General features: G+C 68.2%; 16 protein-coding genes and 1 pseudogene. 12 read left to right on the top strand and 5 right to left on the bottom strand.

What is annotated here, in order from left to right; translation table 11 throughout:
- Window positions 1-132: 132 nt before the first annotated feature.
- The 4 genes from purE (at window position 133) to ABEA46_RS07685 (ending at window position 5,719) form a co-directional block, all read left to right on the top strand.
- Window positions 133-600: a 5-(carboxyamino)imidazole ribonucleotide mutase gene (purE, locus tag ABEA46_RS07700; RefSeq protein WP_191171686.1), complete on the top strand. Its 468-nt coding sequence runs from the start codon at window positions 133-135 to the stop codon at window positions 598-600.
- Window positions 597-2,069, top strand: a complete 1,473-nt coding sequence (locus tag ABEA46_RS07695; protein WP_345543823.1) for an LCP family protein — start codon at window positions 597-599, stop codon at window positions 2,067-2,069. Before purE ends, ABEA46_RS07695 begins: the two co-directional genes overlap by 4 nt.
- A gap of 2 nt (window positions 2,070-2,071) precedes the next feature.
- The gene (locus ABEA46_RS07690) at window positions 2,072-3,199 is read left to right on the top strand and encodes a glycosyltransferase (protein ID WP_345543822.1); all 1,128 of its coding nucleotides are present in this window, start codon (window positions 2,072-2,074) and stop codon (window positions 3,197-3,199) included.
- A 75-nt stretch (window positions 3,200-3,274) separates the two neighbouring features.
- Window positions 3,275-5,719, top strand: coding sequence for an FG-GAP repeat domain-containing protein (locus tag ABEA46_RS07685; RefSeq protein ID WP_345543821.1), 2,445 nt, complete (start codon window positions 3,275-3,277; stop codon window positions 5,717-5,719).
- A 73-nt stretch (window positions 5,720-5,792) separates the two neighbouring features.
- Here ABEA46_RS07685 and ABEA46_RS07680 read toward each other — a convergent pair whose 3' ends face one another.
- The 4 genes and pseudogenes from ABEA46_RS07680 to rfbB all read right to left on the bottom strand — a co-directional run bounded on the left by ABEA46_RS07680 (window position 5,793) and on the right by rfbB (window position 10,085).
- Window positions 5,793-7,334, bottom strand: a complete 1,542-nt coding sequence (locus ABEA46_RS07680) for a DUF2142 domain-containing protein (RefSeq protein WP_345543820.1) — start codon at window positions 7,332-7,334, stop codon at window positions 5,793-5,795.
- A gap of 20 nt (window positions 7,335-7,354) precedes the next feature.
- Window positions 7,355-8,491 carry an NAD-dependent epimerase/dehydratase family protein gene (locus ABEA46_RS07675; protein WP_425563168.1) on the bottom strand — a complete coding sequence of 379 codons (1,137 nt, stop codon included), beginning with the start codon at window positions 8,489-8,491 and terminating at the stop codon, window positions 7,355-7,357.
- 41 nt (window positions 8,492-8,532) lie between these two features.
- Window positions 8,533-9,081, bottom strand: a pseudogene (locus tag ABEA46_RS07670) (dTDP-4-dehydrorhamnose 3,5-epimerase family protein); the annotation flags it as partial.
- A 5-nt stretch (window positions 9,082-9,086) separates the two neighbouring features.
- Entirely contained in the window at window positions 9,087-10,085 is a 999-nt protein-coding gene (gene rfbB / locus ABEA46_RS07665) for a dTDP-glucose 4,6-dehydratase (RefSeq protein ID WP_345543819.1), read from the bottom strand.
- A gap of 115 nt (window positions 10,086-10,200) precedes the next feature.
- Between rfbB and rfbA the strand changes: the two genes are divergently transcribed.
- The 4 genes from rfbA to ABEA46_RS07645 all read left to right on the top strand — a co-directional run bounded on the left by rfbA (window position 10,201) and on the right by ABEA46_RS07645 (window position 15,623).
- Window positions 10,201-11,076: a glucose-1-phosphate thymidylyltransferase RfbA gene (gene rfbA / locus ABEA46_RS07660; protein WP_345543818.1), complete on the top strand. Its 876-nt coding sequence runs from the start codon at window positions 10,201-10,203 to the stop codon at window positions 11,074-11,076.
- A gap of 95 nt (window positions 11,077-11,171) precedes the next feature.
- Window positions 11,172-13,154 carry a rhamnan synthesis F family protein gene (locus ABEA46_RS07655; protein WP_345543817.1) on the top strand — a complete coding sequence of 661 codons (1,983 nt, stop codon included), beginning with the start codon at window positions 11,172-11,174 and terminating at the stop codon, window positions 13,152-13,154.
- Window positions 13,117-14,418, top strand: coding sequence for an acyltransferase family protein (locus ABEA46_RS07650; protein ID WP_345543816.1), 1,302 nt, complete (start codon window positions 13,117-13,119; stop codon window positions 14,416-14,418). The genes ABEA46_RS07655 and ABEA46_RS07650 overlap by 38 nt, the downstream gene beginning before the upstream one ends.
- On the top strand, window positions 14,415-15,623 hold the full coding sequence (locus ABEA46_RS07645) for an alginate O-acetyltransferase AlgX-related protein (RefSeq protein ID WP_345543815.1): 1,209 nt from the start codon (window positions 14,415-14,417) through the stop codon (window positions 15,621-15,623). The genes ABEA46_RS07650 and ABEA46_RS07645 overlap by 4 nt, the downstream gene beginning before the upstream one ends.
- Here ABEA46_RS07645 and ABEA46_RS07640 read toward each other — a convergent pair.
- Window positions 15,617-16,474: an NAD-dependent epimerase/dehydratase family protein gene (locus tag ABEA46_RS07640; RefSeq protein ID WP_345543813.1), complete on the bottom strand. Its 858-nt coding sequence runs from the start codon at window positions 16,472-16,474 to the stop codon at window positions 15,617-15,619. The genes ABEA46_RS07645 and ABEA46_RS07640 overlap by 7 nt on opposite strands.
- Window positions 16,475-16,631: 157 nt before the next feature.
- On the opposite strand from ABEA46_RS07640, the gene ABEA46_RS07635 reads away from it, so the two are divergent.
- The 4 genes from ABEA46_RS07635 to ABEA46_RS20375 form a co-directional block, all read left to right on the top strand.
- Window positions 16,632-17,543 (top strand): ABC transporter permease, encoded by a 912-nt coding sequence (locus ABEA46_RS07635; protein WP_345543812.1) that lies wholly within the window; start codon window positions 16,632-16,634, stop codon window positions 17,541-17,543.
- Complete coding sequence (locus tag ABEA46_RS07630) at window positions 17,543-18,733, top strand: ABC transporter ATP-binding protein (protein ID WP_345543811.1); 1,191 nt, start codon at window positions 17,543-17,545, stop codon at window positions 18,731-18,733. The genes ABEA46_RS07635 and ABEA46_RS07630 overlap by 1 nt, the downstream gene beginning before the upstream one ends.
- An 11-nt stretch (window positions 18,734-18,744) precedes the next feature.
- The gene (locus ABEA46_RS07625; protein ID WP_345543810.1) at window positions 18,745-19,752 is read left to right on the top strand and encodes a glycosyltransferase family 2 protein; all 1,008 of its coding nucleotides are present in this window, start codon (window positions 18,745-18,747) and stop codon (window positions 19,750-19,752) included.
- Window positions 19,753-19,795: 43 nt separating this feature from the next.
- The coding region (locus ABEA46_RS20375) for an NAD(P)-binding protein (RefSeq protein ID WP_425563178.1) at window positions 19,796-19,876 on the top strand (81 nt) is incomplete at its 3' end.

The following is a 19,876-nucleotide window of genomic DNA, read 5'->3' as shown; positions in this document are numbered from 1 at the left end:
CTCGACGGGCTCCGCGACCGCGCACCCGTGTGGTTGCGGGGGATTTTCAGCGATGACCCCTACCCTTGACGGGTGACCGGCGCGCTCGAAACCCCCCTGCACTCGTCCGACACTCCGCTGGTCGGCGTCGTGATGGGCTCCGACTCGGACTGGCGCGTGATGAGCGACGCCTCCCAGGCGCTCACCGACTTCGGCATCCCGCACGAGGTCGAGGTCGTCTCGGCGCACCGCACGCCCGACAAGCTCATGCGGTACGGGCGCGAGGCGCGCGCCCGCGGCCTGCGAGCGATCATCGCCGGCGCCGGCGGCGCGGCGCACCTTCCGGGCATGCTGGCCTCCGTCACCGCGCTGCCGGTCATCGGCGTGCCGGTGCAGCTGGCGACCCTCGACGGCATGGACTCGCTGCTGAGCATCGTGCAGATGCCCGCCGGCATCCCGGTCGCCACCGTCTCGATCAACGGCGCCAAGAACGCCGGGCTGCTCGCCGCGCGCATCCTCGGCGCGGGCGACCCCGCGATCGCGGATCGCGTCGAAGCGTACGCCCGTGACCTCGAAGACCAGGTCGAGCTCAAGAACCGGCGGCTCAAGGAGTCGCTGTGAGCGTCGCCAGCCCACCGCGCCACACGACCCGGCCCGCGGCGGCCGCGGTCGTCGAGGAGCGCCCGCTGCGGCATCCCGACACCTCGTCGCGCGCGTTCATGACGCGGCGTGGGTGGTGGCTGGTGGGCCTGAACTTCCTCATCCCGGGCTCGGCGCAGGCCGTGGCCGGAAACCGCAGGCTCGGCCGGTTCGGGCTCGGCGCGACGCTCGTGATGTGGATCGTGCTCGTGATCACGGCGCTGTTCGCGCTGCTCGCGCCGACCGCGGGCCTCAGCCTCGTGACCGGCGCGTGGCTGCCGGACTGGCTCGGGCTGCTGCGACCGCTGCCGCTGCTGATCGCACAAGGTGCGTTCATCGCCTACGCCGTGCTGTGGATCGTGCTCACGATCGACACGCTGCGCCTCGTACGTCTCGTGAAGACGGGGCCCGCGGCGCGCTTCGCGATCGCCGCCCTGGCGATCGCGCTCATGGTCGTCGCGAGCGGCACCGCGGCGTACGCGCAGAGCGCCGTCGGCTCGGTGCGGGGCGGCCTCGGGATCTTCCGTGTGACGGGCCCCGTCGTGCCGCCCGACGACGGCTACTACAACATCCTGCTGCTCGGCGCCGACAGCGGCGAGGGCCGCGACTCGATGAGGTTCGACAGCATCTCGGTGGTGTCGATCAACGCCGAGACCGGCGCGACCACGATCACGGGCATCCCGCGCGACATGCCGCACTTCCCGTTCGCCGACGGCCCCATGAAGGAGCGCTACCCGGACGGGCACGACGGACACGCCGACTCCGACTGCGGGTGGGGGAGCGGCATCAACCAGCTGCGCACCGAGGTCGAGGTGTGCCAGGACGGCACGAAGCTGTACCCGAAAGCGAAGGACGAGGCATCGTCGCCCGGTGTCGAGGCCACGAAGGACGCGGCCGAGGGAATCCTCGGCATCACGATCCCGTACTACGTCTTCATCGACATGCAGGGCTTCGCGGCTCTGGTCGATGCGCTGGGCGGCGTCGACATCAACGTCACCGAGCGCCTGCCCGAGGGCGGACCGCCCGACGGCGTCGACCCGCACGACGTCGACGCGTGGGCGATCGGATGGATCGAGCCCGGCCAGCAGCACATGGACGGCGACACCGCACAGTGGTACGCCCGATCGCGGTACACGACGAGCGACTTCGACCGCATGCGCCGCCAGCGCGAGCTGCAGCAGGCGATCCTGGCGCAGTTCAAGCCCGACATCGTCCTGACGCGCTTCAACGAGGTGGTGGCCGCCGGGACGAACCTCGTGGAGACGGACCTGCCGCAGTCGCTCATCCCGACGCTCGCCGACCTGGGACTGAAGGCCAAGTCGCAGCCGGTGCAGACGATCGAGCTGACGCCCAAGGGCGGGATCGACGAGTTCGACCCCGACTACGCGTACATCGCCGAGCTGATCCAGACCACGCTGCATCCGCCGACACCCACCTCGTCGGGGGAGTGATCGTGGTCGCCACACTCCGGGTCGTCCTCGACCAGCTCGTCGCGCCCACCGAGCCGGTGCTCGCCGAGGCATCGCGAGAGCTCGCACGTGCTCTCGTCGTCGGCGCACCCGCGGGCTGCGAGGTCGAGGCCGTCGCCCCCGCGGGGGACGATGCATCGCTGGCGACCGTCGCCGGCCTGGGCGGCGTGCGGCGCACGGCGCTCGCGCGCCGCGAACTGGCCGCAGCGCTGCAGCTCGGTGTCGGAACCGGAATCGGCGGCGGCATGATCCATTCGCCGTCGCTGTTCGCGCCGCTGGTGCGCCACGATCGCGTGCACGACCACGACCAGACAGTCGTGACAGTGTGGGACCTGCGCCCGTGGGAGGCCCCCGGCGAGCTGCCGCGCGGGATCGCCGCATGGCACAAGGGCATGCTCAAGCGCGCCGTCAAGCACGCCGATGCGGTGGTGGTCCCGACGCATTCGCTGGCGGCCCGCCTGCTGGAGGTCGCGCCCGGTCTGAGCGATCGGATCCGGGTCATCGCGGGCGCCGCACCGGCCGGATTCGCGGTGCCCGTCGACGAGATCGGCCGCCGCCGCGAGCTCGGTCTTCCCGAGGGCTTCATCCTGGTCGCGGCGGGCCCGCTCGCCTCGGACGGATTGGATGCCGGCCTCGCTGCCGTCGCGTCGTCCGGTGTCGACCTTCCCGTCGTGGTCATCGACATCGAAGAGGGCGACGAGCCTGCCGTCGCGGACCTCGCCTCGGCGGCCGGCATCCCGGAACGCCGGATCCACGTGCGGGGCGCACTGGACGTCGCCGACCGCGGGGCGGTCCTCGGCGGTGCTGCCGCGCTCGTGGCGCCGTCCCGCCGGGCCGCCTTCCCGTGGCGCGTCGTCGATGCGCTGACGCTCGGGATCCCTGTGGTCGCGGCGTCGTCCGCCGTGCACGACGAGGTCGTGTTCGACGGGGGAGCGCTGGTCGAGGCATCCGATCTCCCTTCCCTCGCCGAGGGACTCGGAGAGGCGCTGGCGACGACGCTCGGCACGAGCGCAGCCGCCGCGCGGCTGGGGGTCCTCGCCGGTGATCGCGGCCGCGCCTTCTCGTGGCGGGAGTCCGCCGACAAGGTCTGGGCGCTGCACGCCGAGCTCTGACGCAACCGGACAGAATCGCCGGCGACCCGGCGAGGCTGCTGGCCAACCCGCTACCGGTCAACCACACTGAGACCCGTGGCCTCGCGAGAGCATGACCCCAACCGCGTCTCGGCGCGGCGTTCGGTGGGTCTGCTCGCCGCACTGCTCAGCCTGATCGGGGCACTGCTGCTCGCCCCGGCGCCGGCCCTGGGAACACCCTCCGACACCGGACGATCCGAGGCGGTCGCGACGGCGGTGGACACGACGCCCGCAGGCATCGTGCCGACGGCAGACCTGTCGAAGTTCCAGGCGGGGAACATCATCAGCGACGCCGTGTTCTTCGACTCCGGCACGATGACGGCCGCGCAGATCCAGCAGTTCCTCGAAGCGAAGGTGCCCACCTGCCGGGCCGGCTACACGTGTCTGCGGGACTGGTACGACACCTCGCGCACGACTTCCGCCGACGCGATGTGCGGGGCGTACTCCGGGGGAGTGCGCGAACGGGCGTCGACGATCATCTACAAGGTCGCCCGCGCGTGCGGCATCAACCCGCGTGTGCTGCTGGTGATCCTGCAGAAGGAGCAAGGCCTCGTGACCCACGTGTGGCCGAGCGACTGGCGCTACACGATCGCGATGGGACAGGGATGCCCCGACACCGCCGCGTGCGACACCCGCTACTACGGCTTCTTCAACCAGGTGTATGGCGCGGCGTGGCAGCTCAAGCGCTACGCCAACCCTCCCGGGACGAGCCAGTTCTTCACGTGGTATGCGCCCGGCAAGACCTGGAACATCCGCTGGCACCCCAACGCCGCCTGCGGGTCTTCGCCGGTGTATGTCCAGAACCAGGCCACCGCGGACCTCTATTACTACACGCCGTATCAGCCGAATGCGGCGGCGCTGCGCGCCGGCTCGGGTGAGGGCGACAGCTGCTCCAGCTACGGAAACCGCAACTTCTACCGGTACTTCACGGACTGGTTCGGCTCCACGCAGGTCGTCGCCCCCAAGCTGGAGTCCCTGGACTCCTCGACGTACGTCGTCGCGCTCGACGGCAGCGGCGGCCTGTGGGGCTACCCCACGACGACTTCGGGCGCCTGGGGCGACCACGTCCTGCTGGCGACGGGCCTCGGCAAGATCAAGCGGATCATCGCGGTCGGCGATTTCGATGGCGACGGCCATCGCGACATCATCGGCATCGACACGGCCAACGCTGCGTGGCTCTATCGCGGCGACGGCTCGAAGCTCGCGTCCCCGAAGCGTCTTCCCGGCAGCTGGTCGGATGCGCGGCTGATCACCGCGGCGGGGCTCTTCAACGCCGACGCGAACCCCGATGTGCTCACGGTCGACGCGAAGGGACGCCTTCTGCTGTGGTCCGGCACGGCCCTGGGAGGGTTCACCGGGGCGCGCGTCGTGGCCGACGGATTCGGCGGGATCGACCTGCTCACGGGCGCGGTCGACATGACCGGAGACGGGCATCCCGACATCCTTGGCCGGACGAGCTCGGGCAATCTGCAGCTGTACGCCGGGAACGGATCCGGTGGCATCGCGAGCACGAAGGTCATCGGCTCGGGGTGGTCGGTGATGACATCGCTGTTCAGCCCGGGGGACTTCACGGGCGACGGGAAGCCCGACGTGGTGGCCGTGACGAAGGCGGGCGATCTCGTGCTCTACCCGAATCTCGGTGGCGGCGCGATCGCCAACGGACCGGTCGTGGGGTCGGGGTGGCAGGTGATGCGCGACGTGTCCAACGCCGGGCCCAAGCCGTCCGGGCTGCGCGTGTTCGCTCCGGGAGCGGGGGACGCGAACGCGGACGGAACGCCGGACGTCCTCGCCCGGACGAGCGCGGGCAGCCTGCTGCTGTACCCAGGGAACGGCAAGGGCGGCTGGCTGGCGACGAAGACGATCAACGGCAAGTGGGGGAAGTCGAAGTTCATCACGATCGGCGACTTCGACGGCAACGGTGCGAACGACCTCGCCCGGATCGACGGCAACGGCAACCTGACCCTCTATCCCGGAAAGGCCGCCGGCAGCTACAGTGCGGCGAAGTGGATCGGCGGAGGCTGGAACCGATTCGATCTGGTCATCGGCGGTGTCGACTTCGATGGCGACCGCAGACTCGACCTCATCGCGCGCGAGCCGTCCGGTGCGCTGTATCTGTACCGCGGCAACGGCGCGGGCGGCTGGGTGACCGGTCAAGGACAGGCGATCGGCAGCGCGTGGTCGATGTTCGACACGGTGTTCAGCATCGGCGACTTCGACGGGAACCATCGCGCGGGCCTGGTCGGACGCCGAGCTGATGGAACGCTGTGGCTGTACCCGGTGACCGGGACCGGCAAGTGGGGCACGCCACGTCAGATCGGAACGAGCTGGAACGGGATCACCGCGGTGTTCAGCCCGGGCGACTTCGACGGGAAGGGCGGACCGGATGTGCTCGCCCGCATGCCGAACGGCGACCTGCGCCTCTACCGCGGAGACGGCAAGGGCGGATGGTCCGGGGTCAGCACCATCGGAACCGCCTGGAACGGCATGCAGCAGATCGGCTGAGTCCGCCCCGACGTGAATCGGGTCACCGTGGCGGCCTGCCGCCGGAGTGCGCCGTCGTCGAGCCCGGCCGGGTTCAGCCCTCGATCACGGGACGCGGCGAGGACGGAACGGCCGCGTCGACGCGGACTCGCCGCACGCGGGTGATGAGCGCGTGGGCGAGGAGAGCCAGCACGCCCGCGAACGCGACCGAGCCGACCACCCAGACGACCGTCGGCTGCGGCACGCCCGATTCCCACCACCAGCTGTCCGACGTGCTCAACGAGACACCGGGTGCGTCGGCGAGCGTGTAGCGCCGGATGTTGCTGTACAGGGCGACGGCGTTGGCGATGGCGAGGATGCCGGCGACTGTCCAGATCTGGAGCCGCGAGGCGGTCGGCACCCGCCGGCCGACAGGGAACAGTGCGAACCCCACGAACATCGTGAGGAGCGGAAGCAGGTAGCGCGGGTGAACGAGCCCGCCGACCTCGGTGAGGCTGCGCTGGAGGAGGTAGAGCGGGAGGACCACCAGGGCGAGCCCCGCGCCGGCGAGGACGAGAGCCTTGCGCCAGTTCATCGAGATGAGCCCGGTGAAGATGGCGGCCGAGGCTGCGAAGAGGGTGCCGACCCACACGAGCGGGGGGATGGCGACGTCGTTCCAGCCCAGCGGCCAGGTGCCCAGCGATCCCACCCACAAGGAGGGCACCGCCAGGAAGTTGTGCACCAGGAGCCCGAGGCCCTGCTGGGCGGTCCCGCCGCTGCCCGGGGCGACACCGTTCTGCCAGATGCCGATCTGCTGCGCGGAGAGGAAGAGCACGAAACACACGACCGCGAGGACCGCGGGAAGGATCACCGACAGCCAGAATCGTCGGCCGAGGCCACGATGGGCCGCGAGCAGCACCGCCGCCCCCATGCCGAGCACGGCGTACGCGGCCATGTCAGAGCGGGCGCCGGCGCCGATGACGGCCGTCAGGACGGCCAGGACCGCGAGGGCGATCCTGCGCCAGCCCGATGTCTCGAAGAACCCGAGCACGGCGAGCCACAGCGTGCCGCCGGCCAGCACGGCCCAGCCGTTCGCGTTGACGGACGCGACCAGGAAGATCCCCCAGGGGACCGTCGTCACCGCGAGCGAGATGATCAGCAGGGGACGCCTTCGCGCCGGGAGGGCTATGAACAGCGCGGTGGCGATCAGCACGAACAGGAGGCTGTTCATGATGCGGACCATGATGACGGATGCGGGGACGTTGTCCGAGGCGAAGACGCTCATCACGGCGTAGTAGATGGGGGAGTAGTAATGCGCCCACGCGTTCACATGCTCGGTCAGGACGAGCTTGTTCGGGTCGTCGCCGAGCTCCTCCGCCTGGCAGTTCGCGGAGATGTCGGAGCGGAACGCGAAGCACTGCGATCCGACGGTGGCCCAGGGGACGAGCTTGCCGTCTTCTCCGGGGCTGCTCTCACAGAGCCCTTCGCGGTCGCCTGCGCCGCACCAGATGCTCGCGATGTGGAAGTTCTCGTCCGGGGCGCCGCCGACCGGGGATGCCACTGCCCACGAGCTCAGCGCGATCAGCAGAAGGAGCGGGACGAGGAGGAGAAGACGGAATCTGCGCGAGGGTTTGGTTCGATCGCGGGGCTGTGGCACCTGGCGAGTATAGCCGGGGGCTACTTGAGCAGATTTCGCGCCGCCATCTCAGCGAGCGATCGATCGTAGTCGTCGAACTCGGCGGGCTCCGCCTGGGCCCATTCCACGAATCGCCGGATGCCGTCCGCGAAGAGCGTGCGGGCCTCGAAGCCCAGCAGGTCCCTCGCACGCGTGGTGTCGGCGAGGTTGTGGCGGATGTCACCCGTGCGGAACCGTCCTGAGACGACCAGCGGCACTGTCGTGCCGAAGGCCTGGAAGAGCGCGTCGATCACGTCGAGCACCGTCGTGGAGGCTCCCGAGCCGATGTTCACCACGGAGCCCCCGATGCCGGGCGCCGTGCACGCACGCGCCGCAGCATCGACCGCATCGTCGATGTAGACGAAGTCCCGGCTCTCGAGGCCGTCCTCGAAAACGTCGATCGACTTGCCCTGACGGATGAGCGTCGAGAAGATCGCGAGGATGCCGGTGTACGGGTTCTTCAAGGACTGGCCCGGCCCGAACACGTTCTGGAAGCGCAGCGACACCGCCTCGATGCCGATCGAGGCCGCAGTCGTCAGGATGAGCGACTCCTGCGTCTGCTTGGTGATGCCGTAGATCGAGGACGGCTGCAGCGGTGCGGTCTCGGGTGTGGGGACGAGCTCGAGCGCGCCTTCCCCGGGCATGTGGACGTCGAAATCCCCGGCCGCGACGTCGGCGGGGTCGCGGTACGGCGGGTAGACGATCCTGCCGTCCGAGGTGCGGTAGGCGCCCTCGCCGTAGACCGAGCGCGATGAGGCCACCACGATCCGCCGTACGGAGTGCTTCGTGTTGACGAGCAGATCCAGCAGCTTCGCGGTTCCGCCGATGTTCGTCTCGACGTACCGGTCGACTTCGTACATCGACTGACCCGTGCCGGTCTCGGCCGCCAGGTGCACGATCACGGAGCTGTCTGCGAGCGCTTCCGTCAGATCGGTCGTCGACGTGACGCTCCCGACGTGCACCCGGGCATAGCCGTCCAGCGATCGCAGGAGGGGAGACGTCGTGGCCGGATCGTCACCGTGGACCTGTCGGACGAGCGAGTCCAGAACGGTGACGCGGTGGCCCTCGGTCGCGAGCCGTCGGGCGAGCGCCGAACCGATGAAGCCGGCACCGCCGGTGATGAGGACGCTTTCGGGCATGGCAGGTCTCCAGTCGGAGGAGTGCGCGCGGGTCAGGTCGAGACGGGCGTCACGTCGGAAAGCCGGGGGTGCTGGCGATCCTTGTCGGACAGCTCGGCGTCCTGCAGTGCGATCGGCCACGGCACGGCCACCGTCTCATCTGCAAGATTCAGGAACGTGTACTCGGCGTCCGGCGTCCAGTGGTCGTTCACGAGGTAGGTGTACGCGGTGTCGGGCTCGAGCGTCTGGAACGCGTTCCCGACGCCACGGGGAACGAGGATCGCCGTGGCGGGATCGATCTCGGTGGTGAACAGCCTGCCGAAGCCGTCGCCCGCGCGAAGGTCGACCCAGGCGCCGAAGACGCGCCCGGTGGCCACCGAGATGAACTTGTCCCACGGTTCGGCATGGATGCCGCGGGTCGTTCCGACGTTGCGGTTGAACGAGATGTTGTTCTGCACCGGCCCGAGGTCGGGGAGCCCGAGATCGAGCAGCTTCTCGCGCTGCCAGTTCTCCTTGAACCAGCCGCGGTTGTCGCCGTGGACGGGGATGTCGACCACCATGAGTCCGGGGATCGGGGTGGCTCGCACGGCGAGCGTCTTTCCGTACTCCATCGCCGTCAGTGTCCCGTCACCGCGTACTTGGCTTCTGCTTCCGCCTTCTGCGGGCGCCACCAGGCCTCGTTGGCGCGGTACCACGCGACGGTGTCCGCGATTCCGGCGTGGAAGTCGCGATAGCGCGGCTCCCAGTCGAGCTCGTCGCGCAGCTTCGACCAGTCGATCGCGTAGCGCTTGTCGTGGCCCGGACGGTCGACGACGAGGTCGTACGCGTCGGTCGGCAGGCCCATCTCTTCCAGGATGATCTCGACGACATCGCGATTCGACTTCTCGCCGTCGGCCCCGATCAGATACGTCTCACCGATCCGGCCGCGCTCGAGGATCCGCAGCACGGCGGACGAGTGGTCGTCGGCGTGGATCCAGTCCCGGACATTCCGTCCGTCGCCGTAGAGCCGCGGGCGCACCCCGTCGATGACGTTGGTGATCTGCCGGGGGATGAACTTCTCGACGTGCTGGCGCGGGCCGTAGTTGTTGGAGCAGTTGCTGATCGTCGCAGCCACCCCGAACGAACGGACCCACGCGCGCACCAGCAGATCGGACCCGGCCTTGGTGGAGGAGTACGGGCTCGACGGGTTGTAGGGCGTGGCCTCGGTGAACCGATCGGGATCGTCCAGCTCGAGGTCGCCGTAGACCTCGTCGGTCGAGATGTGATGCAGGCGCGTGCCTGTGGCGCGCGCCGCCTCGAGGAGAGTGAAGGTGCCCACGAGGTTCGTCTGCACGAAGGGCGCAGGTCCGCTCAGCGAGTTGTCGTTGTGGGACTCCGCGGCATAGTGGACGACGGCGTCGTGCGCCGAGAAGAGCTCGGTCACCAGCGCTGCGTCGCAGATGTCGCCCTGGACGAACCGGAACCGCTCGGCGGGGAGCCCCTCGAGAGAGGCGAGGCTGCCGGCATAGGTGAGCTTGTCGAGCACGGTCACCGACATGTCGGTGTTCTCGAGCACGTAGTGCACGAAGTCGGATCCGATGAATCCTGCGCCGCCGGTCACGAGGAGGTTGTCCATTCGATCGAGTTTACCCGGTGTCGCCCCGCTGCCCGTGATGGCCCGAGAACCCGGGACGAGCGCCGGACGTGCCGGTCGCGGGTGACCGCAGTGCCTCTGTGACACACTGGTGTGCATGCGCGGCATCGTTCTCGCCGGGGGCACAGGCTCCCGGCTGCACCCGATCACGCTCGGAGTCTCGAAGCAGCTCGTTCCGGTCTACGACAAGCCGATGATCTACTACCCGCTGTCGACGCTCATGCTCGCCGGCATCCGCGACATCCTCATCATCACGACGCCGCACGATGCTGATCAGTTCCAGCGGCTCCTCGGTGACGGGTCGCAGTTCGGCATCTCGTTGACGTACGCCCAGCAGCCGTCGCCCGACGGCCTGGCGCAGGCGTTCGTCATCGGCGAGGAGCACATCGGGAACGACACGGCGGCACTGGTCCTCGGCGACAACATCTTCTACGGGCAGGGGATGGGTACACGGCTGCGCCGGTACGAGTCGCTCACCGGCGCGGCGGTGTTCGGCTACTGGGTAGCGGACCCGAGCGCCTACGGCGTCGTGGAGTTCGACGACAGCGGCAAGGCGCTCAGTCTCGAAGAGAAGCCGGAACGCCCGCGAAGCCACTTCGCGATCCCCGGCCTCTACTTCTACGACAACGACGTCGTCGAGATCGCCAAGAGCCTGCGCCCCTCGGCGCGCGGCGAGCTCGAGATCACCGACCTCAACCGGATCTACCTCGAACGCGGCCAGCTTCAGGTGGAGGTGCTTCCTCGCGGCACAGCCTGGCTGGACACCGGCACGTTCGACTCGCTCAGCGAGGCGACCGAGTTCATCAGGACAGTGCAGAAGCGTCAGGGGCTCTCGATCGGCAGCCCGGAAGAGGTCGCCTGGCGCCTCGGATTCCTCACGGACGACGAGCTGCGCACCCGCGCCGAACCGCTCGTGAAGAGCGGCTACGGCAACTATCTGCTGGAGATCCTCGCTCAGGGGCGCCACAGCTAGCCGGGTAGAATCACGGGGGCCGGCGATCCGTTCTGCCGCCGCCCACCAGCTTGAGCGGTGACCGTTCTGCCGCATCTAGGAGTCAGCCTTTCCATATGGAGCAACGTGCCAGTGCGGTCGAACCGGTCGCTTTCCCTGCCGGCGGACGCCGGATCGTCTTCTACCTCCTCCATGACAGCCGCGGCGACGTCGACGACTACGTCGTCTACAAGCTCCGCGAGCTGAGGCCGTTCGTCCAGCACATCTTCGTCGTCGTCAACGGCCGGCTCACCGAGGAGGGCCGCTCCCGGCTGGAGCAGGTCGCCGACACCGTCTGGGTCCGCGACAACGTCGGATTCGATGTGTGGGGATACAAGACCGCGATGGCGCGCTTCGGCGCCGAGCGGCTTGCGGAGTTCGACGAGCTCATCCTCATGAACTACACGTGGTTCGGGCCGGTCGGCTCGTTCGCGCCGGTCTTCGAGCGCATGGACGAGCAGCCGGTCGACTTCTGGGGGATGACCGACTATGGCGCAGAGACGCCGAACCCCTACACCCGCACCGGGGTGCTCCATCGTCATCTCCAGTCGCACTGGATCGCGGTCCGCAAGAGCATGTTCACCAGTGACGAGTGGCGTTCCTACTGGGACGAGATGCCCGTCATCACGACGTACACCGAGTCGATCCTGACCCACGAGTCGCGGTTCACCCACCACTTCGAAGAGCTCGGCTTCACCTCGGCGGTGGCCTTCGCCGTCGACGACTACCCGTCGCAGCACCCGGCACTGCTCAATGCCGACCTGCTCCTCGACGACGGCTGCCCCGTCCTGAAGCGTCGCGCGTTCTTCCACTACCCGCCCTACCTCGATCGCCATGCGGTGATCGGCCGCTGGACGATCGAGAAGGCCGAGTCCTACGGATATCCCGTGGCGATGCTGTACCAGAACCTCGTGAAGAACTCGCAGCCGAAGTCCCTCTACGCGGACGCCTCCATGATGGAGATCCTTCCGGACGTCGACGTGTCGTACGACGCGGACAATCCGCTGCGGCTGGCCGCGGTGGCGCACATCTTCTACGAAGACATGACGGACGAGCTGCTCGACCGCCTTGTGATGCTGCCGGCCCCGTTCGACCTGTTCATCACCACGACCGACGACGAGAAGGCCGCGCAGATCCAGGCCGTCCTGGACGAGCGCGCCGATGAGAAGGTGGCCCGGTCCGAGATCCGCGTCCTCCCCTCGAACCGCGGGCGCGATCTCAGCGCGTTCTTGATCGCGTGCCGCGACGTCCTCGAACCGGGTCGCTACGACCTCGTCGTGAAGATCCACTCGAAGAAGACCGTCCAGGACTCTTACAACGCGGGGCGGTACTTCAAGTACCAGCAGCTGGACAACGTGCTGAACTCCCCGGGGTACGCGGCCAACGCCGTCGCGCTCTTCCAGAAGGAGCCGGGCCTGGGGCTCGCCTTCCCGCCGATGATCCACGTGGGCTACCCCACGATGGGACGGGGATGGTACGCGAACCGGGCTCCGGCCGAAGCTCTGGCCAAGGAGCTCGGCATCCGCGTCCCCTTCGACGACATCTCGCCGCTCGCACCCTACGGATGCTTCTGGTTCGCGCGCCCCGAGGCGCTGCGGCTGCTCGTGGATCACGAGTGGAAGTACGAGGAGTACGCCGCTCCGGATCAGCACCGCGACGGCAGCCTCGCGCATGTGCAGGAGCGTCTCATCTCCTACGCCGCGGCCGAACTCGGCTACCACACGCGGACGATCTCGGCGCTCGAGCACACGGCGATCAGCCATGTCGCCCTGGACTTCAAGCTGGATCAGATGGGCGCGACGATGCCCGGCTATCCGATCGATCAGATCCAGTTCCTCCACCGGGCGGGGTGGCTCGGGCACGGCGGCATCGTCGCCCTGACACGTGTCTACCTCAAGCTGAACCACCCGAAGATCGCGGCGACGCTGCGCCCGCTCGAGCGCCCCGCGCGCATCGCCCATGCCTGGCTGTGGCGGATGCGGCACCGCGCGGAGCTCAAGAGGAACCGCGAGGAGGTGGCCAGTGATCTCGCTGAAGGAGAGCTTCGATCCGAGGAATAACAGCATCGGATTCCTGCGCTGGCTGATGGCCTTCATGGTCATCTTCTCGCACGCAGGCCCGCTCGGAGGCTTCTACGGCGGTCACGATCTGGGCACCCAGTGGAGCGACGAGCAGTCCCTCGGCGGGGTCGCCGTCGCGGGGTTCTTCTTCCTCTCGGGATTCCTCATCACCAAGAGCAAGATGGGTCGCGCCTCGACGCCGCGCTACTTCTGGCGCCGCATCATGCGCATCTTCCCCGGTTGGTTCCTCATCCTGCTGGTCACCGCATTCGTCTTCGCGCCGATCGCCTGGATGCAGGAGCACGGCTCGATGGACGGCTTCTGGAACGCCACCGTCGACTCGCCGCTGACGTACTTCTCGAACAACATGTGGCTCCCGCTGATGCAGCACAACATCGCCGGGATGGGAACGAGCATCCCCTTCTACACGCAGCACGGCGGCTTCGAGTGGAACGGCTCGGCGTGGACTCTCGCGTTCGAGTTCGGCTGCTACATCCTCGTGGCGATCCTCGGCGTCATCGGCGCCCTGTCCCACCGCATCGTCGGCGGCATCATCGCGACGGGCATCATCCTCCTGGCGATGATGCAGTGGTTCGGGATCGGCAACCTCTCGGCGCTGACGCCCGCCTTCGGCGACTACCGTGTTCTGCTCCTCTACGCACCCTTCGCCTTCGGCATCCTCTTCGCACTGTTCGGCGACCGGATCCCGATCGACAACCGGCTGGCGATCGCGTGCGTCCTGATCGCAGGGTTCACGTACGCGAAGGGCGGGTGGCTGATCGTCGGCCAGTACGCCTTCTGCTACATCCTGATGTGGTTCTCGATCAAGGCGACCAAGCTGAAGAACTGGGACAAGCACGGCGACTTCTCGTACGGCATCTACATCGTGGCGTGGCCCCTGATGCAGTTCGGCGCCTACTTCGGGCTGCAGAACGCGGGATGGCTCATCTACCACCTCGTGATCGTCGCCGGATGCCACGCCTACGCCTACTTGAGCTGGCACCTCATCGAGCGCCCGGCGCTTCAGCTCAAGGACTGGACTCCCCGGTGGCTCGCCGCGATCCTCGCCCGGACCGCGCGGCCGCGCACCGCCGCGCTGGACTGGCTCGACCCCGGTCGCGCAGCGCCCCGCCCCGCTCCGGTCGTCACCGGAGCGGCGGCGACGCAGCCCTTGACGCGGAGCCCTGAGCCGACGCCGACGCCGCCCCCGCCCGGCGAAGCGCCGGCGGAGTCGGTCGTGGCAGGACGGACGGACCGCGCATGAGCGGCACTGGTGGCGCCGACATCGTCCATGGATCCGGCCTGCCCAGCCCACGCTGGTGGCGCCGGTACAAGGACATCCCGCTCATCGTTCTCGCGATCCTGTCTCTCATCGCGGCAGTGATCGGCTGGGTGACGCAGTACCGCCTCGACGAGGCCGCTGCGCAGCCCGCACCCGTGGCGTCGTCGGACTCCGGCGACCCGGCTGTCGCGGCCGCGTGCCGACCCCCGATCGCGAAGCCTGCGACCGAGCCGTGGATCGATGCCGACGGCGCCGGCGAGGCGACCTGGAACGCGAACGCGGATCAGCTCCAGGACCCCGTGGTCCTCGGGCGTGACGGCTGGGCGTTCTACAACGACCAGGTCGAGCAGAACTTCTCGCAGGCGATCGGCCGGCGCTATCTCACCGTCGCCGAGGTCGGAGCGTGGCACGACTACTTCGCGGCCCTGCAATCGGGCCTGGCGGAGCAGGGCATCGAGCTGTCGATCCAGATCAGCCCGTCCGCGAGCAGCGTCTACCCGCAGCAGCTCCCGGAGTGGACCGACGGCGTCCTGGGATCGACCCCGATCGATCAGTTCCTGGCGGCGTCCCCGGACCTTCCGATCGTGGACTTCCGCAGCGCGCTGCGAACCGCCTCGGAGTCCGACACCGTCTACACGCCCGTCAACAGCCATTGGACCGATTGGGGCGGCTACGTGGCGTGGCAGGCGTACGCCGAGTGCCACGACGCCACCCACCCGAGCAGTGAAGCGCTGTGGGTGCCGGCCGTCTCAGGCGTCGAGAGCACCCGCATCTACAACGAGTACGCGCCGTACGGCGTTCCCGACTCCGGGCCGGAGTGGACCGTCCCCACGTTCGACGAGCCGTTCGCCGATGTGGCGGTGACGGACTCGGAGGGTGTCACCACCACTGTCGACGGCGAGGATCCCGTCGATCTCTCCAAGCTGCCGGCCGAGACGTCGACCGAGGGTGCGAAGACGGACCAGACGGCACTCATCCTGCGGGACTCGATGGGCAACGCGCTGTCGCCGTACTGGGGGCAGACGTTCGCGAAGACGTGGCAGATCCAGCATCGATACGACGACTGGTCGAATCCGCCCAACTTCCGTGCGCTGGTCGATCAGTACCACCCCGACGTGGTGATCGTGCAGCTCGCCGAGCGCCATCTCGCCAACGCGCCGGCGGTGGGGATCACCCCGGGCTACTGAACCGGCGTCGTGCCTTCGTCGCGCGCCATGACCTCACGGATGACGGTGGCGTCGCCCCACACGCCGGGGGAGTCGTAGGCACGGTCGGGGAATGCGCCGTACTGCAGCGTCAGCCCGAGGTCGTGAGCGGCGATGAAGTCCTCGACCTGCGCGGCGAGCGAGATCGGCGTCCCTGAGCAGCAGTTCACGGTGCCGACCACGTCCTCGGCGTCGGTGAGCGCGGCGATCTGGCGACCGAGCTCGTCCACGGGGATGAAGTCGTACAGGTTGCGGCCGGAGGTGAACGGGAACTCGGTCCTGCCCTGGTCGGCGGCATCCAGCAGTTTGCGGAAGATGGACTCGCTCCGACGGTCGTCGCCGAAGATGTAGTACGCGCGCACCCACGCCAGCGAGGCGGACTCGGGCAGGGCCAACGGGAGCGCCCGGCGCAGTGCATCCTTCGCGATCCCGTACTGCGACAGCGGAGAGGTGGGCGTGTCGGCCTCGATGGCGCCCTCCCAGTAGCCGACCTCGTGCATCGTTCCCAGCGCGACGATCCTTGCGACGCCTTTCTCAGCCAGCGTCGTCAAGAGCCGGAAGTGCGAAGACAGCTGCGACATGTGAGCCGGCGAGTTATGACGGAAGCCGTCCTTCCACGCGAGGTGGACGACGGCGTCCGGGACCGGGCCCCAGGCCGACGTGTCGAAGTCGTCCGCCAGGATGTCGGCCTCGACGATCGCTGCGCGCGGGTCGAGCTCGACGGTCCCCCGCCGGCGCACCGTCGCGACGACGTCGTGGCCCCTGTCGAGGAGGCCGGTGACGACGTGAGGCCCGATGTAGCCTGCGGCTCCGGTGACGACGACTCGTGACATTCCGATCCCTTCGCGCAACCGTCGGCGATGGCCGGCGGTCGGCCCAGCGCGCCCGCTCCGGTGCTCTCACACGAGGATACCGGTGCCGGGTGCCGTGGACGGGGCTGCCAGATACCGCCGGGTATAGTTATGCAGTTCATCGACATAGGCGGAGCTTTTGGATACGACCGACCGGTTCGCGCGGATCGCGGCGACCCCGTTCACGTCATCGGACTCTCGCGGATTGAGGTTCCCCGGTCGCGGCGGCAAACTGCGTGAGGTCTTCGGTCGCAGAGACCTGCTGGGGCTCCTCGTGCGACGGGATCTCCAGGCGCGGTACCGCGACAGTGTGCTCGGCTTCCTCTGGACGCTGATCCGGCCGCTGGTGCAGTTCCTCATGTACTACCTGGTGCTCGGGCAGTTCCTGCGGGCAGCAGAGGGCATCCCGCAGTTCGCGGTGTTCCTGTTCGCGGGTCTCACGATCTACAGCTTCTTCGCCGAGATGGTCCAGGGATCCACCTCCTCGATCCTGAGCAACGCGGGACTGGTCAAGAAGATCTACCTGCCGCGCGAGATCTTCCCGCTCGCGAGCGTCGGTGCCGCAGGCTTCATGTTCCTGGTCCAGGTGCTCGTGCTACTGGGCGGTGCGATCGTCTTCCAGGCGCTCCCCGCACCGGTCGAGATGCTCTGGGTGTTCCCCTCGGTGATCCTCATCCTGATCTACGGACTCGCGTTCGGGATTCTGCTGTCGGCGCTGAACGTCTATCTTCGCGACGTCCAGTACGTGACCGACGTCGTGCTCATGCTCGCCATGTGGCTCTCGCCGATCGTCTACGCGTGGACGATGGTCTCGGACGCCTTCGCGAAGGTCGGGCTTCCCGCGTGGGCCCTCGAGGTCTACACCAACAACCCGATCACGCTCGCCGTGCTCGGGTTCCGCAAGGCGTTCTGGGGAGCAGGGACCGCCGCGGACTACCCCGACGACCTCCTGCTGAGGACGGCGGTGGCCGCGGTGGTCGGCCTGGTGCTGCTGGTCATCTCGCACCGCGTCTTCACGCGGCTGCAGGGCAACTTCGCGCAGGAGATGTGATGCAGGCATCCAAGCATGGTCCCGTCGTCGTGCGCGTCGACGACGTCACGAAGCACTTCGTCGTCCGCAAGGACAACAGCCTGAAAGAGCGCATCGTCCACGCGGGTCGTCGCGGGCGCGCGCACCGGCAGCAGTACACGGCCGTCGATCACGTGAGCCTGGAGATCGAGGCGGGAACCACGGTGGGCCTCCTCGGCCCCAACGGCTCCGGCAAGAGCACGTTGCTCAAGCTCATCGGCGGGATCGTCTCGCCGACCTCCGGCGAGGTGCTCACCCGCGGACGGATGGCTGCGCTGCTCGAACTCGGCGCCGGGTTCCACCCGGATCTGAGCGGCCGCGAGAACGTGTACCTGAACGCCTCGATCATGGGCCTCAGCCGGGCCGAGACCGATGCCCGCTTCGACGAGATCCTCGACTTCAGCGGCATCGGCGACTTCATCGACACGCAGGTCAAGTTCTACTCGTCGGGCATGTTCGTCCGCCTGGCGTTCGCGGTCGCCGTGCACACGGATCCTGATGTCCTGCTCGTCGACGAGGTCCTGGCCGTGGGCGACGAGGCCTTCCAGCGCAAGTGCATGGACCGCATCGCACGGTTCCGCAGCGAAGGCCGGACGATCGTCCTGGTCTCGCACTCGGCCTCCCAGGTGCAGGAGCTCTGCGACAGGGGCGTCGTGCTCCGCGACGGCGAGGTCGTGTTCGACGGGGACGTCAACGATGCGGTGTCGGCGCTGCGCGACGTGCTCGAGGGACGCCGCGTCGGCGAGGCCCCGCCGCCCGACGCCGGCAAGCCGATCGAGATCACGGCGATCGAGGTGCTCGACAGCGAGGGGCGTCAGCGCAAGACCACTCCGGTCGGCTCGCAGATGAAGGTCCGCATCCACGTGCGCGCCCAGCAGGCGATGCCCACGTGGAACATGGGTTTCAGCATCGACACGCCGACGGGCCAGATGGTCCTCGCCTCCAACACCGAGCGGCTCGACGTCGCGCTTCCTGCCATCCCCGCGGGGGACTCGAGCATGGAGTTCGAGATCGAGAGCGCTAACTTCGGCCCCGGCCAGTACTTCGTGAACGCGAACGTGTGGCCGGTGCTTCCTGAGGACACGCACATCATGTGGCAGGGCGCCCGATTCACGATGGAGAACGACGACCGCAGCATCGGCACCGTCGCCGCGACCATCTCCATCGTCTAGGGGATCCACCCGTGTCAGATCACGTGATGACGCCCAAAGTGTCGATCATCGTCCCGGTGTACAACTCGGAGCGGTACCTTCCGGCGTGCGTCTCGTCGATCCTGGAGCAGGACTACCGGAACATCGAACTGCTCCTCGTCGACGACGGCTCCACCGACGGCTCGGGGGCGATCTGCGACGAGTTCGCTGCAGCGGACGAGCGCGTCGTCGTGCTGCACCGCGAGAACGGCGGGATCGCCGCGGCCCAGAACAGCGGACTGGATGCCGCAACCGGCGAGCTCGTGACCTTCTGCGACAACGACGACCTGATGAGCCGGCGCATGATCGGCCGTCTCGTCGAGATCCTCATCGACGCGGACGCCGACATGAGCTGCTGCCGCTGGTACAACGTCGGGGCCAGTTCCGCCGCCGAGCTGCGCGCGAGCCATGCCGACGACGAACCCGGCAGCGTGATCGTCTTCGACCGGCCGGGTGCGTACTACCAGCGCGTGTTCAGCCTGTTCCTGCGCAAGCTCACCGGCAAGGAGCTCTACTACTTCAGCGAAGCCAACTGGGGCAAGCTCTACCGTCGTTCGCTCTTCGACGGACTGAGGTTCCCCGAGGGGCGATACGCGCAGGACGTCGCCATCGCGATGGATCTCTACGGCCGGATGAGGGCCGTGGCCTCGTGCGACGACCGCCTCTACTACTGGCTGCAGCGGGCCGACAGCGTGTCGCACAGTCTGCGATCCACGAAGTACTACCACGACATCGTGCTCGCACACGAAAGGTGCTTCGAACTGGCCCTGGCCGACGGCATCCTGCCCGCCCGCGCGTACTTCGGACTGCAGGCGATCCGCACCGAGAAGCGCAGCGTGGCCACCGCGGCCGATCAGGCGATCTACGACCAGGACCGTCACTATGTCGCGGACCGCATCGCCTCGCTCACGGCGTGGCAGCGGATCCAGTGCACCGCGCTGCACTGGCTCCGGCTTCTGGAGGTCCAGGTCTACAACCGCACTGTCCACCGTCGGGCCTAGTCGTGGTCCGCGTGGCATTCCTCTCAGGATTCGGAGAGCACTGATGGATCTTCTTGTTGTCGGTTCGGGGTTCTTCGGGCTCACGGTGGCGGAGCGGGCTGCTGCTGCGGGTCGTCGGGTGGTG

Origin of the sequence: Microbacterium jejuense (assembly GCF_039544225.1) — a bacterium.
GTDB classification, from domain to species: Bacteria; Actinomycetota; Actinomycetes; order Actinomycetales; family Microbacteriaceae; genus Microbacterium; species Microbacterium jejuense.
The sequence above is the reverse complement of the archived record's forward strand: the minus strand, read 5'-3'. Positions and strand labels throughout refer to the sequence as shown.

Excerpts from the sequence above, each read along its gene's own strand:
- purE (WP_191171686.1), top strand. The coding sequence starts at position 133 with ATGGGCTCCGACTCGGACTGGCGCGTGATGAGCGACGCCTCCCAGGCG.
- ABEA46_RS07675 (WP_425563168.1), bottom strand. The coding sequence starts at position 8,491 with ATGCCCGAAAGCGTCCTCATCACCGGCGGTGCCGGCTTCATCGGTTCG.
- rfbB (WP_345543819.1), bottom strand. The coding sequence starts at position 10,085 with ATGGACAACCTCCTCGTGACCGGCGGCGCAGGATTCATCGGATCCGAC.
- rfbA (WP_345543818.1), top strand. The coding sequence starts at position 10,201 with ATGCGCGGCATCGTTCTCGCCGGGGGCACAGGCTCCCGGCTGCACCCG.
- ABEA46_RS07655 (WP_345543817.1), top strand. The coding sequence starts at position 11,172 with ATGGAGCAACGTGCCAGTGCGGTCGAACCGGTCGCTTTCCCTGCCGGC.
- ABEA46_RS07645 (WP_345543815.1), top strand. The coding sequence starts at position 14,415 with ATGAGCGGCACTGGTGGCGCCGACATCGTCCATGGATCCGGCCTGCCC.
- ABEA46_RS07640 (WP_345543813.1), bottom strand. The coding sequence starts at position 16,474 with ATGTCACGAGTCGTCGTCACCGGAGCCGCAGGCTACATCGGGCCTCAC.
- ABEA46_RS07630 (WP_345543811.1), top strand. The coding sequence starts at position 17,543 with ATGCAGGCATCCAAGCATGGTCCCGTCGTCGTGCGCGTCGACGACGTC.